13 protein-coding genes, 1 tRNA gene and 1 pseudogene are annotated in these 14,478 nt (G+C 61.4%); 6 read left to right on the top strand and 9 right to left on the bottom strand.

Annotated elements, in window-relative coordinates; all coding sequences use genetic code 11:
* Positions 1-88: 88 nt before the first annotated feature.
* A complete protein-coding gene (locus tag ACZYHG_RS23145) occupies positions 89-829 on the bottom strand; it encodes a lysozyme inhibitor LprI family protein (protein ID WP_464610542.1) in 741 nt (246 codons plus the stop codon).
* Positions 830-958: 129 nt separating this feature from the next.
* Positions 959-1,216, bottom strand: coding sequence for a PepSY domain-containing protein (locus tag ACZYHG_RS23150; protein WP_464610543.1), 258 nt, complete (start codon positions 1,214-1,216; stop codon positions 959-961).
* A 63-nt stretch (positions 1,217-1,279) separates the two neighbouring features.
* Between ACZYHG_RS23150 and ACZYHG_RS23155 the strand changes: the two genes are divergently transcribed.
* Positions 1,280-1,675: a hypothetical protein gene (locus tag ACZYHG_RS23155; RefSeq protein WP_464610544.1), complete on the top strand. Its 396-nt coding sequence runs from the start codon at positions 1,280-1,282 to the stop codon at positions 1,673-1,675.
* A 34-nt stretch (positions 1,676-1,709) separates the two neighbouring features.
* Here ACZYHG_RS23155 and ACZYHG_RS23160 read toward each other — a convergent pair.
* Together ACZYHG_RS23160 and ACZYHG_RS23165 are read right to left on the bottom strand one after the other, a co-directional pair.
* A tRNA-Val gene (locus ACZYHG_RS23160) sits at positions 1,710-1,784 on the bottom strand.
* 136 nt (positions 1,785-1,920) lie between these two features.
* Positions 1,921-2,607, bottom strand: a complete 687-nt coding sequence (locus ACZYHG_RS23165) for a phosphoglycolate phosphatase (RefSeq protein ID WP_464610545.1) — start codon at positions 2,605-2,607, stop codon at positions 1,921-1,923.
* Positions 2,608-2,757: 150 nt separating this feature from the next.
* Here ACZYHG_RS23165 and rpiA point away from each other — a divergent pair, with 150 nt between their 5' ends.
* The 4 genes from rpiA to ACZYHG_RS23185 all read left to right on the top strand — a co-directional run bounded on the left by rpiA (position 2,758) and on the right by ACZYHG_RS23185 (position 6,806).
* Positions 2,758-3,489, top strand: a complete 732-nt coding sequence (rpiA, locus tag ACZYHG_RS23170; RefSeq protein ID WP_464610546.1) for a ribose-5-phosphate isomerase RpiA — start codon at positions 2,758-2,760, stop codon at positions 3,487-3,489.
* Entirely contained in the window at positions 3,476-4,108 is a 633-nt protein-coding gene (locus tag ACZYHG_RS23175) for a DUF2059 domain-containing protein (RefSeq protein WP_464610547.1), read from the top strand. The genes rpiA and ACZYHG_RS23175 overlap by 14 nt, the downstream gene beginning before the upstream one ends.
* A 120-nt stretch (positions 4,109-4,228) precedes the next feature.
* Positions 4,229-5,617, top strand: coding sequence for a glutathione-disulfide reductase (gene gor, locus ACZYHG_RS23180; protein WP_464610548.1), 1,389 nt, complete (start codon positions 4,229-4,231; stop codon positions 5,615-5,617).
* A 28-nt stretch (positions 5,618-5,645) separates the two neighbouring features.
* Positions 5,646-6,806, top strand: coding sequence for a serine hydrolase domain-containing protein (locus ACZYHG_RS23185; protein ID WP_464610549.1), 1,161 nt, complete (start codon positions 5,646-5,648; stop codon positions 6,804-6,806).
* Positions 6,807-6,862: 56 nt separating this feature from the next.
* On the opposite strand, the gene mgtE is transcribed toward ACZYHG_RS23185, so the two are convergent.
* The 3 genes from mgtE to ACZYHG_RS23200 form a co-directional block, all read right to left on the bottom strand.
* The gene (mgtE, locus tag ACZYHG_RS23190; RefSeq protein ID WP_027028959.1) at positions 6,863-8,227 is read right to left on the bottom strand and encodes a magnesium transporter; all 1,365 of its coding nucleotides are present in this window, start codon (positions 8,225-8,227) and stop codon (positions 6,863-6,865) included.
* 271 nt (positions 8,228-8,498) lie between these two features.
* Complete coding sequence (locus tag ACZYHG_RS23195; protein ID WP_464610550.1) at positions 8,499-10,391, bottom strand: ABC transporter ATP-binding protein/permease; 1,893 nt, start codon at positions 10,389-10,391, stop codon at positions 8,499-8,501.
* A gap of 371 nt (positions 10,392-10,762) precedes the next feature.
* Positions 10,763-11,164 carry a DUF6252 domain-containing protein gene (locus ACZYHG_RS23200; RefSeq protein ID WP_464610551.1) on the bottom strand — a complete coding sequence of 134 codons (402 nt, stop codon included), beginning with the start codon at positions 11,162-11,164 and terminating at the stop codon, positions 10,763-10,765.
* Positions 11,165-11,452: 288 nt separating this feature from the next.
* Between ACZYHG_RS23200 and ACZYHG_RS23205 the strand changes: the two genes are divergently transcribed.
* Positions 11,453-11,887, top strand: a complete 435-nt coding sequence (locus tag ACZYHG_RS23205) for a hypothetical protein (RefSeq protein ID WP_464610552.1) — start codon at positions 11,453-11,455, stop codon at positions 11,885-11,887.
* A 28-nt stretch (positions 11,888-11,915) separates the two neighbouring features.
* On the opposite strand, the gene ACZYHG_RS23210 is transcribed toward ACZYHG_RS23205, so the two are convergent.
* Together ACZYHG_RS23210 and ACZYHG_RS23215 are read right to left on the bottom strand one after the other, a co-directional pair.
* Positions 11,916-12,596, bottom strand: coding sequence for a DsbA family oxidoreductase (locus ACZYHG_RS23210; RefSeq protein WP_464610553.1), 681 nt, complete (start codon positions 12,594-12,596; stop codon positions 11,916-11,918).
* Between the two features lie 17 nt (positions 12,597-12,613).
* Positions 12,614-14,432 (bottom strand): annotated as a pseudogene (locus tag ACZYHG_RS23215) (extracellular solute-binding protein).
* Positions 14,433-14,478: the final 46 nt, after the last annotated feature.

A 14,478-nucleotide genomic window follows, 5' to 3' on the forward strand; every position in this document is an offset into this window, starting at 1 on the left:
CGTCCAGTCGCCCATCAAAGACGATCCGTTGCAAGGGGAGGCGCAAGCGGCTGCTTTGGCGGCTTTCGTGGATCACGAAGCAGGGTGATCAGGCGCCGCCACACAAATGCTCGGAGTCCGGCAGGGCCCAGCTCCCCTTGGCGACCAGGTCGATGGAATAATAGACCCGGCCGCGGTCGTCGTCCTTGGGGCAGTCCCTGGGTATCGAGATCAGGCACATTACGACGGGTTCTCCGACCTTCGAGGATGCCAGGCCCGGCTCGCGATCATAGGAGACAGATCCACCACCGTTGGTGAACGTCGCAGCACTGCCCGCGTCGGGCGTGGCTGTTTCCAGCGGGTCGTCACCAAGCCGCGCGGTCAGCGTCTTGATGTGGGTGGACGCGCATTGCCCGACGGCCGAGGGCAGGGGCTGGTCGTTGTTGCCGGGGTTGCGTGCGGCAGTATCCAGCGCCTTCTTGCCGATCAGGGCGATGTTATAATCCTGCACCCATGACGGCGCATTGCCATAGGTCTGCAAGGCGTTGTTGAGCGCGTTGACGATGCAGGCGGTATCGCTCTTGCAGGCGTTGCGGTCGGCGATCAAGCCACGCGCGATCTTGCGCTTGTCGCCGCCGAAGGCCGGCTCGAATTCCTTGTAGGCCTTGGCAACCAGCAGATCGATCGCCGACAGCTGCGGATCGGCGCAGATCGCCTTCTCCGCCGGCAGGCTTGCCTTGGCGCAGTCGAAGGATGGCCCCTCGGCCCGCGCCGGAGGCGCCGCAAGCATGCCGCCCGTCAGGATGACGGCAAAGACCAGCAAGACATCTGTTCGAACGGAAAATCGCATGACGACCCCCAAGCCAAGAGACAGCGCAAGGCGCTGCCCGGCGCCCTGGCATGCACATCATACGCCAAGAGTGGACTTTTTGCGGCGGCTCGCAATCGAGATCGTCCGAGGAAATGTCTACCGAGATTCCTATTTGGGCTCGGCCGTCACCGGATCGTAGGTGATTTCGACCTTGGCCTTATCAGATGTGTAGTAGGTGACGGTGTAGGCATCCTTGTCCCAGTCGACCTCTTTCACGTAGCGAAAGCCGTCGCGCTGCTCCACCTTGGCCAGTATCTCCGACAGCTTCTTGGCATTGGGCGGCGGCAACGGGTTGTCGTCCGCGGCCAGAGCCGGGCCGGCGATGAGAACAAAGGCAACGCTGGTTGCCACAAGAAATCTGGACATGGTTTTCCCTCAAGTTTCGACGCAGAGAAACTCGCTGGCATACTGGTTGGTTCCGTAGCTGGAATGCAGGACTATTCAGCCCATCGACTCGCGGCTGCGCGCGGGAAAAAAGACGTCCGCCAAAAAACCATGATGCGCCGCTTCAATATTTCCAGCCATAGTGCTGGCATTTCACTGGGGATCCATATGCGCTCACGTCATATCGTCATGCTTGCACTGTCAGTGCTTTCCATCCCGGCCGTTTCCATGCCCGTGCAGAAAGCCAGGGCGCTGGAGCCGGAACGGTACACCGTCTACTGCGCCAACGACCACATCGAGGTGTCGTTCTGGGATCTCGAACAGATGAAGGTGCGGAACGGCTCCGACGTCTGCCAGTTCCAGAGCTATACCAGCTACAGCAGTGCGTTGAATTTCGCGCAGAAGAACTTTGGCGGGGAAGGGGCGGACTGTAGTTGTTAGCTGCCAACCGTGAGTGCGATTTCAGGAAGGTAGATGGTGGGCGATGCAGGGATTGAACCTGCGACCCCACCCGTGTGAAGGGTGTGCTCTCCCGCTGAGCTAATCGCCCGCTCGTTGCCCGAAGGCCAAGCGAGCCGCGATATAAGGGAGGCCTGCGGGTTAAGTCAAGGCGGTGTCACGCGTTCTGATAAGGATCGGATTGCCGCACTTTGGAGCCTGTTTTTCCGCGCAAAGCCGGTCGCCGATCAGTATCCGGCGGCAGCGTTGATCAGCTTCTGCGCCAGATCCACGGTCAGCGCGTCGAAATGCGAGATGATCGCCGAGGGTTCGAATTCGCGCACATGGCGGTCTGTATAGCCGAAATCGACCGCCACCACCGGAATGCCGGCGGCCTTGGCCGTGTCGATGTCGGTTTGCGAATCGCCGACCATCAGCGCGTGGTGTGGGTCGCCGCCGGCCAGCTTGATGGTCTCGATCAGATGGCGCGGATCCGGCTTGCGGAACGCGAACGTGTCCTGTCCGGCGATTGCCGCGAAATGGCTGGTCAGGCCGAGGGCTTCTATCAGCGCCAGCGAGTTGGCCTCGTATTTGTTGGTGCAGATGGCCAGGAGATAGCCCGCCTTTTCGAAGCGCGCGATCGCCTCGATGACACCGGGGTAGGGGCGGGATTTGCCGGGGATGTTGAGGGTGTAGTGATCCAGAAACACTTTTAGCAGCCGGTCGTGCTGGGCGACATCAAGCGAGCGCTGCTGGGCGGCGTGCGCGCGCTCTATCATGACCCTGCCGCCATGGCCGACGAAACGCCTGAAGCCAGCCTCATCGACGGCCGCAAGCTCGCTGGCGGCCAGGCTGTGGTTGAGACTGTCGAGCAGGTCCGGCGCCGTGTCGATCAGCGTTCCGTCGAGGTCGAACACGATAATCGGGCGAGTCATGATCCATCCTGAGCAGGTTTGTACACTGGCAGGCGATAGCGGCTGCGGCGCGTCAAGGCAAGCATTGCGGCGGGCAGGCGCCAAGGGCTTTGACCAGACGAGCAAAAATGCTAGGAGCCGGCACACACGGTTTCAGGGCGGCAAAGCAGCATGGATGCGAGACAGTTGAAGGTCGAGGCCGCGCGAGCGGCGCTTGCCCATGTCACCGACGGGATGCGGCTCGGCATCGGCACCGGCACCACGGCGGAAGAGTTCGTGCGGCTGCTCGCCGATAAGGTCGCCACCGGCATGACCGTCATCGGTGTGCCGACTTCGGAACGCACCGCTGCACTGTGCGGCGAGCTTGGCGTGCCATTGTCGACGCTTGAGGAAACGCCCGAACTCGATCTCACCATCGACGGCACCGATGAGGTCGACCCGGACCTGACCCTTATCAAGGGCGGCGGCGGCGCGCTGCTGCGCGAGAAGATCGTGGCCGCGGCTTCGCAGCGCATGATCGTCATTGCCGACCGCTCGAAGATGGTTGAGACACTCGGCCGTTTTCCGCTGCCCATCGAAGTCAACCAGTTCGGCCTGCGCGCAACGACCATTGCGATTGGTGCCGCGGCTGAAAATCTCGGCCTTTCCGGCCCGCTTACATTGAGGATGACGGGAGGCCAGGCTTTTGTTACAGACGGCGGCCATTTTATCCTCGATGCATCTTTTGGCCGCATTCCGGATACAAGAGCGCTTTCGAATGCTCTCCACGCCATTCCAGGCGTGGTCGAGCATGGTCTTTTCATCGGGCTGGCGTCAGCGGCCATCATCGCCGGTGGCGACGGTATCCAAACCGTCCATGCCGCCCGAAAACCAGGGAGTTCTACCAATCATGATGTTGCATAACCGGGTTCGCGGCCTTTGCGTCGTTCTGGCGGCTTCGGCCGTTTTCGCCTTCTCCTCGCCGGCGTTTTCGCAGGACGTCACGGACTCGCACCTGAAGGCGGCACGGGCGGCGGTTGCAGCGATCCATGCGACGGACCCGTTCGATAACATCCTGCCGCAAGCGGCGGCCGCGCTCGAATCGCAGCTCATCCAGAAGAATCCGGACATGCAGGAACTGATCGGCAAGACGATCAGCGAGAAGGCACTGGCGCTGGCCTCGCGCCGCGCGGATCTCGAGAAGGAAGCGGCTCTGGCCTATGCGAAGGTTTTTTCCGAAAAGGAACTCACCGACATCGCGGCCTTCTATAGCTCGGACGCCGGCAAGAAGCTTCTCGACAGCGGCCCGGCCGTGACGCGTGATCTGATCAAGGCAGCAGACATCTGGCAAAACGGCGTGGCCCGCGATCTCGCCCAGCAGGTCGGCGAAACGCTGGCCGCGTCCGCCAAGGCAAATGCGCCGGTTGCCCCTGTTACCACCGCGCCGGCGGACGGAGCCGCCCCGGCTGACGATACGGCACCGGCGGATGGCGGCGCCGCCGCACCCGCCGATGGCACAGCTCCCGCCGACACGCAGAACTGATCCTGCGTTTTCAAATCGGCCTCTGTGGCCATCTGTGAAGCCCGGCTTGTCCGGGCTTTTCTTTTGGCCGTTGGCGGCCTACCTGTCACTCACATTTCCCGACGTTCAAGGAGCCGCGCCATGGCCGGTTATGACTATGATCTCTTCGTCATCGGCGGCGGCTCGGGCGGGGTGAGGGCGGCGCGCGTCGCCGCTGCACTCGGCAAGCGCGTCGGCATCGCCGAGGAATACCGCTTCGGCGGCACCTGCGTTATCAGGGGCTGCGTGCCGAAGAAGCTCTATGTCTACGCCTCGCAATTTCCGGAGCATTTCGCCGATGCCGCGGGCTATGGCTGGACGGTGCCGGAGGCCAGTTTCGACTGGCGCACGCTGGTCGCCAACAAGGATCGCGAGATCAGCCGGCTGGAGGCGATCTACAAGAAGAATGTCGAGGGCGCCGGCGGCGAGGCCTATCATTCGCGGGCGATGATCATCGACCCGCATGTGGTGCATCTTCTGGGCGAGGACCGTACCGTCACCGCCGACCAGATCCTGATCGCCACCGGCGGCCGTCCGGCGGCGCATCCAGCGCTGCCCGGCCACGAACACTGCATCTTCTCCAACGAGGCTTTTGACCTCAAGGAACTGCCAAAGGCGATCATGATCGAAGGCGGCGGCTATATCGCGGTCGAGTTCGCCAACATCTTTCACGGCCTCGGCGTCGACACCACCCTGGTCTATCGCGGCAAGGAAATCCTCAGCCGCTTCGACATGGATCTGCGCCGCATGCTGCACGAGACCATGGAGAAGAAAGGCATCAAGATACTCTGCCATTCGGTGTCCCAATCGGTGCGCAAGCGGCCGGATGGCAGGCTCGACGCCCTTCTGTCCAGCGGCCAGACGCTGACGGTCGACCAGGTCATGCTGGCCATCGGGCGTATCCCCAACACCGAGAATATGGGCCTGGAGGGCATCGGCATCGAGATGACCGCGGCCGGCGCGATCAAGGTCGACGACTATTCCCGCACCAACATCGACAATATCTGGGCGATCGGCGACGTCACCAACCGCGTCCAGCTGACGCCGGTGGCGATCCACGAAGCGATGTGCTTCATCGAGACGGCATTCAAGGATAATCCGACGGCACCCGACCACGATACGATCGCGACCGCCGTTTTTTCGCAACCGGAAATCGGCACTGTCGGCCTGTCCGAAGATGATGCGGTCAAGCGGTTCCCCGATATCGAGATTTATCGCGCCACATTCCGGCCGATGCGGCACACATTGTCCGGTCGTGATGAAAAGATGCTGATGAAGCTGGTGGTCGACGGCGCTTCGAAGAAAGTGCTCGGCGCCCACATCCTGGGCCCGGATGCCGGCGAGATGGCGCAACTGCTCGGCATTCCGTTGAAGGCCGGCCTGACCAAGGATGATTTCGACCGCACAATGGCCGTCCACCCGACGGCAGCGGAAGAGCTCGTCACCATGTACAAGCCGACATACCGGGTGAAGAACGGCGAGCGCGTCTGACATTCGCCTGCCGCCGATGGGGTGATTCATGTCCGTAACCGGTTCCAAACCGCTCGATCATGACTTCGGCGGACGTGTCGATCAGGTCGTCGACAGGGCGATCGAGGCGGGACGCATCGTCGGCACCGTGATCCTTGTCGCCCGGCGCGGCGAAATCATCTACGGCCGCGCCGCCGGCCTTGCCGACCGTGAGGCCAGGAAATCGATGAGGGAGGATGCGATCTTCCGGCTCGCGTCGGTGACCAAACCTGTTGTCGCGACCGCGGCACTTGCCCTTGTCGAGGCCAGCGTCATCAACCTCGATGATCCCGTGGCAAAATTCATCCCGGAGTTCCGGCCGAAACTGGCAGATGGCAGCGAACCGGCCATCAGCATCCGACAGTTGCTGACCCATACCGCTGGGCTGGACTATGGTTTTCGCCAGGTAGCCGATGGACCCTACCATCGCGCCGATGTCTCCGACGGTCTCGACCAGCCCGGCCTCTCCATGGCCGAGAATCTCGAGCGTATCGCTTCAGTGCCGCTGTCCTACGTGCCGGGAACGGGATGGAGCTATTCGGTGGCCATGGATGTGCTGGGTGAGGCCATGGCGAGAGCCACTGGCGCCTCGCTGCCGGAGCTGGTCGATCGGCTGGTCGTCCAGCCGCTCGGCATGCATGACGCGGCGTTTGCCGTGGGCGATCGATCCCGGCTGGTGACGCCTTACGCCGATGGGCCGGGCAAGGCCATTCTTATGGGAAACCATCACCGCGTGCCGTTCGGCAACGGTTCCATCTCATTTTCGCCCGGGCGTGTCTTCGCCCCTGCTTCCTTCGCCTCAGGCGGCACCGGCATGAACGGCACCGCCGGCGATGTCCTCAAGCTGCTCGAGGCGCTGCGTTCGGGCGGTGCGCCAGTCATCCGCCCCGAAACGGTCGCAGCGATGACCTGCGATGCAACACCGGGCCTCGAAACCACCATGCCTGGCTGGGGCTGGGGGCTCGGATTCGGCGTCCTGCGCGACCCGCTCGCCGCGTCGACGCCTCAAACCGCCGGCACATGGCGCTGGGGCGGCGTCTACGGTCATTCCTGGTTCGTGGATCCGGCATTGGAGCTGACGGTGGTGGCGCTGACGAATACGGCAATCGCCGGCATGACGGGCGCATTTCCCGATGCGCTCCGCGACGCGATTTACGGCAAGCCGGTCTGAAGGCAGGGAGAATCTCCGCCGCCGCAGGTCGCCGGCAGCGGAGACAGTTGACGCCGCTACAGCAGCGTGCCGCGCAAGATGACCATCGCCACCGAGAAATAGATCACCAGCCCGGTCACATCGACCAGCGTTGCGACAAATGGCGCCGACGCGCTGGCCGGGTCGAAACCGATCCTTTTAAGCGCGAACGGCAACATCGAGCCAGACAAAGAGCCGAAGGTGACGATGCCGACCAGTGCCGCACCGACCGTGGTGGCGATCAGCGGCCAATGCGGGCCGTAATCGTAGAAGCCCATATACTGCCAGAGCGCGATGCGGCAGATGCCGACCACGCCAAGCATGGCGCCGAGCACGAGACCGGTGGGCAATTCACGCAATGCCACCCGCCACCAGTCACGAAGACCGATCTCGCGCAGCGCCAGCGCCCGGATGACAAGCGAGGTCGCCTGCGAGCCGGAATTGCCGCCGGAGCTCATGATCAGCGGGATGAACAGGGTCAGCACGATCGCCTTCTCCAGCTCCCCCTCATAGCTCTGCATGGCGTTGGCGGTCAGCATTTCCGAGATGAACAGCGCGCACAGCCAGCCGCCGCGCTTCTTGATCATGGCGAGGAAGCTCATCTTCATATAGGGCTCGTCGAGCGCCTCCATACCGCCGAACCGATGCGCGTCCTCCGTCGTCTCCTCGATCATCGTATCGATGATGTCGTCGATGGTGACGATGCCAAGGATCTTGCCGTGGTCGACGACCGGCACAGCGAGCAGATCATATTTGGAGATCGTCTGCGCCAGGGTTTCACGATCGGTCAACGGGGTGACCGTCACCGGCACGCGGTCTGGCGCCACCGACATGATCGAGTCTTCCGGCTCGCCGGTGATGAGCCGGCGCAGGCCGGTCGACCGCACCAGAAGGTGCGTCTCGGGATCGACGATGTAGATCGCGTAGACGGTCTCGCGCGTCCGCTCCACCTTTTTGATGTAGTCGAGTGTGCGCCCGACGGTCCAGTCCGAGGGAACGCTGACGAACTCCGTCGTCATGATCGATGCGGCGCTGCCTTCGGGATAGCCCAGAATGGAAAGCAGGGTCGCACGCAGCGGCGGCGCCAACGCACCGAGCAGTTCGGAGCGTGCCGGCTCATCGAGTTCGCGCAGGATGTCGGCCGCCCGGTCGACCGACATGGCGGTGAGCAGCTTGCTTGCCTTGGGCCGGGGCAGGGCCTCCGCGAGTTCGGGCGCGCCCTCGAGTTCAGGCTGATCGAAAATCTCGACCAGCCGCTCGAAGGGTACGGCGCAAAGCAGATCCGTCGCGGTCTCGCGCGATTCATGATTGAGCGCCTCGACCACGTCGGCAACGTGGTCGTTGGCAAGGATGCGGGCGATGGCGACGGCCTCGTCGTCCGCTACAGGGGAAAAATCGTTCATGGCTCACTCCTTGCCTTCCGGCAGGACATGAACCATTCAGGTCACGTCTAGGCGGACGGCGGTTGCGTTCGACTAATACTGTCGCCAGGCATGGCGCGGTGACCTTTCCGCTTGCGGGTTCGGATTCGACTGTCAGCAAGCCGGCGCAACATAGGAGCGCGCCTTGCCGAGTCAATCGCGGTGGGGAGGGAAAACGGCGCCTGATGGCTCCGATCGCGAGACTGTGATCGTCGGCTGCCGCCAGATGCGGCAAGCCACGGTGAATTCATCGTTATTTCTGCTTCAGCCGGCGCGAGAAACGCAGCCATTTGTCCTCGACCGGCCGTGGCTGGGCCAGAATCGTGGTGAGTTCGACAGGCAAGGCCGGCGCCAGCGGCTTCTTGCTGGCGACACCGTCGGCGATCAGGACCATTGAGTGGTAGAACTCGGTGCCGGCGGCCGATCGCGGCGCCACCGCCTCATGCATGACGCTGATCACTGTGACATCGGGGCAGTTGTCCTTGATCGCCTGATGAAAGGCAATCTTGCCCTCCGGGTCGAGCGCACCGGTCGCCTCATCGAGGAACAGCAGTCCCGGCTGCTGCAGGATGATGCGAGCCACCACCAGCTTCTGCTTCTGGCCGCCCGACAGGACCTGGTCCCAGCTTTTGCCTTCGCGGTTCTCATTGGCCATGTGTTTGATGAAGTCGCCGAGGCCGGCCTTGTGCAGGGCGGACGCGACCTGAGCATCACCATGGTCGAATTCGGAGCCGGGCAGGCAGACCAGCTGTTTCAGCGACACTTGCTGCAGCTTGACCTCCTGGGCGGCATAAAAACTCTTCACGCTGTCGGGAAAGACGATGGTGCCGCGGCCATAAGGCCAGAGGCCGTTGATCGCCTTGATCAGCGAGGTTTTGCCGCAACCGGATTCGCCTTTCAGGAAGGTCCATTCGCCGCGCCGGAAGCGCAAATTGGCGGCACTGAGGAAGGGCGTTGCGTCCTCGCCCTGATGCGCCAGTTCGAGCTTCTGGATGGTCAGGCCGAAAACTGGATTCTGGCTGGCATAGTGGAAGTCCGACTGACCGGTCTGGCTGTAAAAGTCCTGAGGATGCTGGACATTCTCGATCGCGTTGGCGAGTTCGGTGACACGCTGGCTGTTGGCACGCAGCGAAGCGATGGCAGGCATGACATGGATGAACCACGAACATTGGCCGATCAGCGAATTGACCAGTTCGGAGCCGGTTATGTAGCCTTTGAGATCAAGGCCATTGTGGATGAACGGCACCAGCCCCGGCCCATACGCGACAATGCGGGCACCGATGAAATTGTAGATCAGCTCGAATGACATGTAGACGGTGTTGACGATGTTCAGTCGCGACCAGGTTCCGTCGATATCAACATAGAGCCGGCGATGCATGGTCTTCTGCACGCCTTCGCCGCGCGATGCCGCGACATGGAAACTGCGGCGCAGAAAGGTCGTCAGTTCGCCGCGGTAGCTGCCTTCGGCCTGCTGCATCCGGATATTCAGGCGCTCGAGCAGGCCGCCGAGCTTGACCGCGATCCAGGTGTTCAGCGGCACATAGGTGGCGACTGCCAGGAAGGCCAGGACGGCACTGCCGTAGCTGCCAAGGAATTCCAGCCCCTTCACCTCCACCGACGTTTCGAGCAGTTTCTGGCCGACGAAATAGAGTGAGGTGGCAACTCCAAGCACACCCATGGCGAGGCCGATAGCGCCACCTGTCATGTCCTTGATCAATTCCTGCATGCGCTGGTCGATGTTGTCGGGAGCCGACGTGCCGGCGCCGGTCGAAGCATGCTGGGCGTGGAAATGCGTGTGATTGCCGTCCAGCAACGCCTCGTTGAAACGGCTGTCCAGCCAGCCGCGCCATTTGCGGTGCAAGGTCACCGAGACAAGATTGCGGATGCCCGTGAAGCCGGCATCCTTGAGCACGACCAGCAGGACAAGGATGCCGGCATTGACCAGCAGTGTCCGCAGCGGCGTGGTGTTGGCGGCGTCATGGAAGAAGGCGATCGAGTTGACCAGTTCACCCGAGGCTTCGGCGAACCAGACGCCCGCCTTGCTGGACAGCGCCGTGAGCAGCGCAATCACCAGTGTCAGCGTCCAGGCTTCTTTCCACCTGTCCGAGACCCAGTAGGCCTTCATCAGGCCCCAGAAACTGCGCATCGAGGATACCGGCGTTAGTTGCGACCGCCCTGGGGCATCGCTTTGTAGTCTATCCGGTACTGACTCCTGCGATCGTCTGCCGATCCGAATCACGATCCCGCCCAAACCTTTTTTGTTTTGTTACGGATGGTAACACCAATTGATCATTTTCCATTAATTTTTAAACCCGGTCGGCCGGATTGCCTCCGAAGCCGTTGCCGTGAGGCAACAAATTCAGCGCTGAATTGCCTTTGAAACGGTAGATGAAAATCAGATTTTTTATATTGATTTCAGAGCGTTGAACATGGCCGACGCAAGTATTCAAAAGCTTCCCCAGGGGAAGCTATTCACACGGTTTTGTGAATCAAAAATCCTCCAAACCGATCGACTTTTTATTGCGGACTGACCTGAACGCCCGAAAAAATGCCGTCCGAGATCTCTCCAGGCTTGCCGTCATCGTCCTTGCCGGAGGCCGAGAAATGACCCGAGATGGTCTTCGCGGCGGGGTCGTACGTCTCGATCACCACTTCACCGCTCTTGAACCTGAGATGACCGACCATGGCGCCGGAATCGAGGATATTGAAGTTGCCGCCATTGGCCGGAAAGCCGCCGCCGAATTTGTAGATGCCGACATAATCGCCAGGCGTTTTGAGCACGAGCATGGAATTGAACGTCATCGTCGGCGAGCCCTGTTGAGTTCCCGACAGGTTCAGCACCGGCTTGCCGGCCATCTCCAGGGTCGTGCCTTGAGCGAAGGATGCCGTCCACGGTTTACCGTCAAAACTGGCGGTCATCACCGCGTCCTCGGCGTTTGCTGCCGATATGAGCTGCGGGCTTGCCAGGGCCGTGAGGCAAAGCAGCAAGAATGAAACGCCTCGGAGTTCCATGAGCATTGAAGTCCCCCATCCATGAACCGCACTGGGACAATAGCGCAGAGCCTGCCGCCACGCGATTCACCAGATCGTCATGCCCAGATCGTCATGCGAAGAGTGCCGTTTGACAAAATATGCACATGAGGTTGAACCTATTCCGGAGCTGTCGGCACCAATGCGTATCAGGTTCTCCAACAAGGAAGCTTTCCGATGCTTGCACGCGCAGCCGCACCCGCAATCCTCTTGCTTTTCGCTTGGCTGCCTCTCGCGCATGCCGGCGATCAATCCATTCCGGCAAGTTCGGAAGGACAGGTCGAGTTCAATGCTCCCTCCGGCAACATCGGCTGCATCTACACGCCGAAAGGCGGCACCAGCACCTATTCACCACTGGATGGCGGTCCGGAGCTGAGCTGCTCCCGGGTTGAACCGAGCTACGTGACCGTAATCCTCGGCCCGAAAGGGCCGGCCACCCTGATCAAGAACCCCGGTGAACAGAGCTGTTGCAGCGACGTAGACAAGCTTGACTATGGGAACAGCTGGAGCCAGGGGCCGTTCACCTGCCAGTCGTCGACAAAGGGGCTGACCTGCACGGGCAGCAATGGTCACGGGTTCTTCGTGAGCAAAGCCAAGGTGACGGTGCGATAGGCTGCAGTGCCCGCGGAGGCCACGGACCTTAGCCGACCTTTTCCAGTTCGCCGCGTGCCTTGGCGGCCGCCACCTGGCGGATGGCATCAGCCAGCGTGTCGACGTCCTGTGCTCCCATCACGGCATATTTGCCTTCGAGGAGGAAGCACGGCACGCCTGATATGCCCATGCTTGACGCCGTGGCGATCTCGGTGCGCACCGCTTCGACATCGGCGTCGGTCGGCAAGAGCGTGGCGACCACGGACGCGTCCATGCCGGCCTCGCGGGCGGCTTCGACCAACACGGCATGGTCGCCGATATCGGCGCCCTCCTCGAAATTCAGCTGGAACAGGCGACGGACCAGCTTGTTTTGCACGGCTTCGCCAGCAGCGCCGGCCCAGCGGATCAGGCGGTGCGCATCGAGCGTGTTTGGCGCTATCTTGATGGCATCGAAGGCGAAGGAAATGCCCTCTGCCTCGCCAAGCGGTTCGATGCGGGCATGGATTTCGCGAATGCGCTCCTCGCTGCCGAACTTGGTCAGCATGTACTCCCGGCGGTCCTTGCCTTGCGGCGGAATGGTCGGATCGAGCTGGAACGGCCGCCAGCGGATATGCACCTCGGCGTCGCCAACAGCTGATATCGCTTTGTCGAGCCGTTTCTGACCAATGAAACACCAGGGGCAAACGACGTCGGACACCACATCAACGGTGATGGCGTTCAATTCGCTCATCTCGATCTCCCGAATCTTCAGTTAGCCTTGCGCCACCAGGTCGGCAGTTGATAGCCAAATATGGATGTCTTCTTGGGATGTTCCAAGTAGCTCCAATAGGCGATCCATTGCTGGGTGTTGTATTGGGTCGGCACCATGTAGTTGCCCGAGATCAGCAGCCGGTCGAGGACCCTCACGGCCGCGACATAGTCTTCCTTCGAACGAGCACGCAGCATTGCCTCGATCGCCGCATCAACCGCCGGGTCGGCGACCCCGGCAAGATTGAAGGAACCTTCGGCCTTGGCCGCCTCGGATCCCCAGCGCCCGAGCTGTTCGAAGCCGGGCGAGAGTGAATTGTTGAAGCCGCTCGATCCGATCAGAAGTCTCGAAATCGAAGCGCTGCTTGCGCGATTGGATCTGATCACCGTCGAGACTGCGAATGGTGATATTGATACCGATCTTCTCCAGCGTACGCTGATAGATGCCGGCCAAGCGTTCCTCATCTTGCGAAGCAACCAGCATCTCGAAACCGAAGGGTTGCCCGCCGGGATCGAGCATCGTCCCGTCCTTGACATTATAGCCGATGCTTTTCAGCAGATCGAAGGCAGCTTTCAGCACCTTGCGGTCCTGACCTGAACCATCGGTGACGGGTGGTCGGTATGTACCGTCAATGACATCGGCCGGTACGCGGCCGGGGTAGGGTGCCAGAAGCGCCTTTTCCCTGTCGTCGGCCGGGTGACCGAGCGCGGAAAGCTCGGAGTTCTGCCAGTAACTCATTGCCCGCGCGTACTTGCCACCGAACAGGTTCTTGTTGGCCCATTCGAAGTCGTAGAGCATGCCAAGTGCACGCCGCACGACCGGGTTGGAGAACTTTGGCAGCCTGGTGTTGAACAGGAAACCGGTCACGACAGGCGGAATGCCGGTATCGAAGGTCTCGGCAATCACGTCGCCCCTGTGGAAGGCCGGGAAATCGAGATCGCGCTCACGCTTGACCGGATCGCTGTCGTCGTCGATGGCGCAGAGACCTTTTTTGAAGGCCTCGAGCTTGGCGTTGGCGTTGAGAAAATATTCGATGGTGATCTGGTCGTAATTGTCGAAGCCGCGCTTGGCCGGAACATCCTTGCCCCAGTAGTCAGGGTTGCGCTTGAACACGATGCGCTGGCCGGGGGCCACCTGGGCAATGGTGTAAGGTCCACTGCCAACCACCGGCTTCAGCGTTGTCTTGTCGAAAGTCTCCTTGTCGAAGGCATGTTTCGGGATGATCGGCGTCAGCGCGATGATCAGGGGCGTTTCACGATTGGCCTTGTCGTTGAAGGTGAAGCGCACGCTGTGGTCACCGGTCTTTTCAAGCTTGGCGATCAGGCTCATGCGAGCGCTGTAGGGCGGGCGGCCCTTGTCGGTGAAGACGTCGTAGGTGAACAGCACATCCTCCGGCGTTACCGGTTGGCCGTCCGACCATTTTGCATTTGGGTTGAGATGGAACTCGATCGACTTGCGCTCAGAATCCATGTCGGCGCTGTCGGCAAGCAGGCCGTAGAGGCCGAAGGGCTCGTCATAGTTGCGCTGCATCAGCGGCTCGAAGACCAGATTGCCGTAGATCGTGTCCATCATGCCCCGCGCCGTCGTACGCAGGCTTTTCAGGATGAACGGGTTGAGGTTATCGAAGCTGCCGACAACGCAATAAGTAATGCTGCCGCCCTTCGGCGCATCGGGATTAACGTAGCTGAAATGCGTGTAGTCGGGCGGCAGCGCGGGTTCGCCCTGCATTGCAATCGCGTATTTTGGCTCCGACAGCGCGGGCGGCGACAGGATGAGAAGCGATATCGCGGTGATCAGCCAAACAAGAACGCGGCCCATGACCGTCTCCTTAACAGGTCGGCTTGATGATTCGGTGCGCACCCTA

The sequence above is a fragment of the Mesorhizobium subarcticum genome (assembly GCF_055456085.1).

What these genes read in the sequence shown, in the direction of transcription:
- rpiA (WP_464610546.1), top strand. Translation starts at nt 2,758, where the DNA reads ATGGATGCGAGACAGTTGAAGGTCGAGGCCGCGCGAGCGGCGCTTGCC.
- ACZYHG_RS23150 (WP_464610543.1), bottom strand. Translation starts at nt 1,216, where the DNA reads ATGTCCAGATTTCTTGTGGCAACCAGCGTTGCCTTTGTTCTCATCGCC.
- ACZYHG_RS23185 (WP_464610549.1), top strand. Translation starts at nt 5,646, where the DNA reads ATGTCCGTAACCGGTTCCAAACCGCTCGATCATGACTTCGGCGGACGT.
- mgtE (WP_027028959.1), bottom strand. Translation starts at nt 8,227, where the DNA reads ATGAACGATTTTTCCCCTGTAGCGGACGACGAGGCCGTCGCCATCGCC.
- ACZYHG_RS23210 (WP_464610553.1), bottom strand. Translation starts at nt 12,596, where the DNA reads ATGAGCGAATTGAACGCCATCACCGTTGATGTGGTGTCCGACGTCGTT.
- ACZYHG_RS23155 (WP_464610544.1), top strand. Translation starts at nt 1,280, where the DNA reads ATGCAGGACTATTCAGCCCATCGACTCGCGGCTGCGCGCGGGAAAAAA.
- ACZYHG_RS23165 (WP_464610545.1), bottom strand. Translation starts at nt 2,607, where the DNA reads ATGACTCGCCCGATTATCGTGTTCGACCTCGACGGAACGCTGATCGAC.
- ACZYHG_RS23145 (WP_464610542.1), bottom strand. Translation starts at nt 829, where the DNA reads ATGCGATTTTCCGTTCGAACAGATGTCTTGCTGGTCTTTGCCGTCATC.
- gor (WP_464610548.1), top strand. Translation starts at nt 4,229, where the DNA reads ATGGCCGGTTATGACTATGATCTCTTCGTCATCGGCGGCGGCTCGGGC.
- ACZYHG_RS23195 (WP_464610550.1), bottom strand. Translation starts at nt 10,391, where the DNA reads ATGCGCAGTTTCTGGGGCCTGATGAAGGCCTACTGGGTCTCGGACAGG.
- ACZYHG_RS23205 (WP_464610552.1), top strand. Translation starts at nt 11,453, where the DNA reads ATGCTTGCACGCGCAGCCGCACCCGCAATCCTCTTGCTTTTCGCTTGG.
- ACZYHG_RS23200 (WP_464610551.1), bottom strand. Translation starts at nt 11,164, where the DNA reads ATGACCGCCAGTTTTGACGGTAAACCGTGGACGGCATCCTTCGCTCAA.
- ACZYHG_RS23175 (WP_464610547.1), top strand. Translation starts at nt 3,476, where the DNA reads ATGATGTTGCATAACCGGGTTCGCGGCCTTTGCGTCGTTCTGGCGGCT.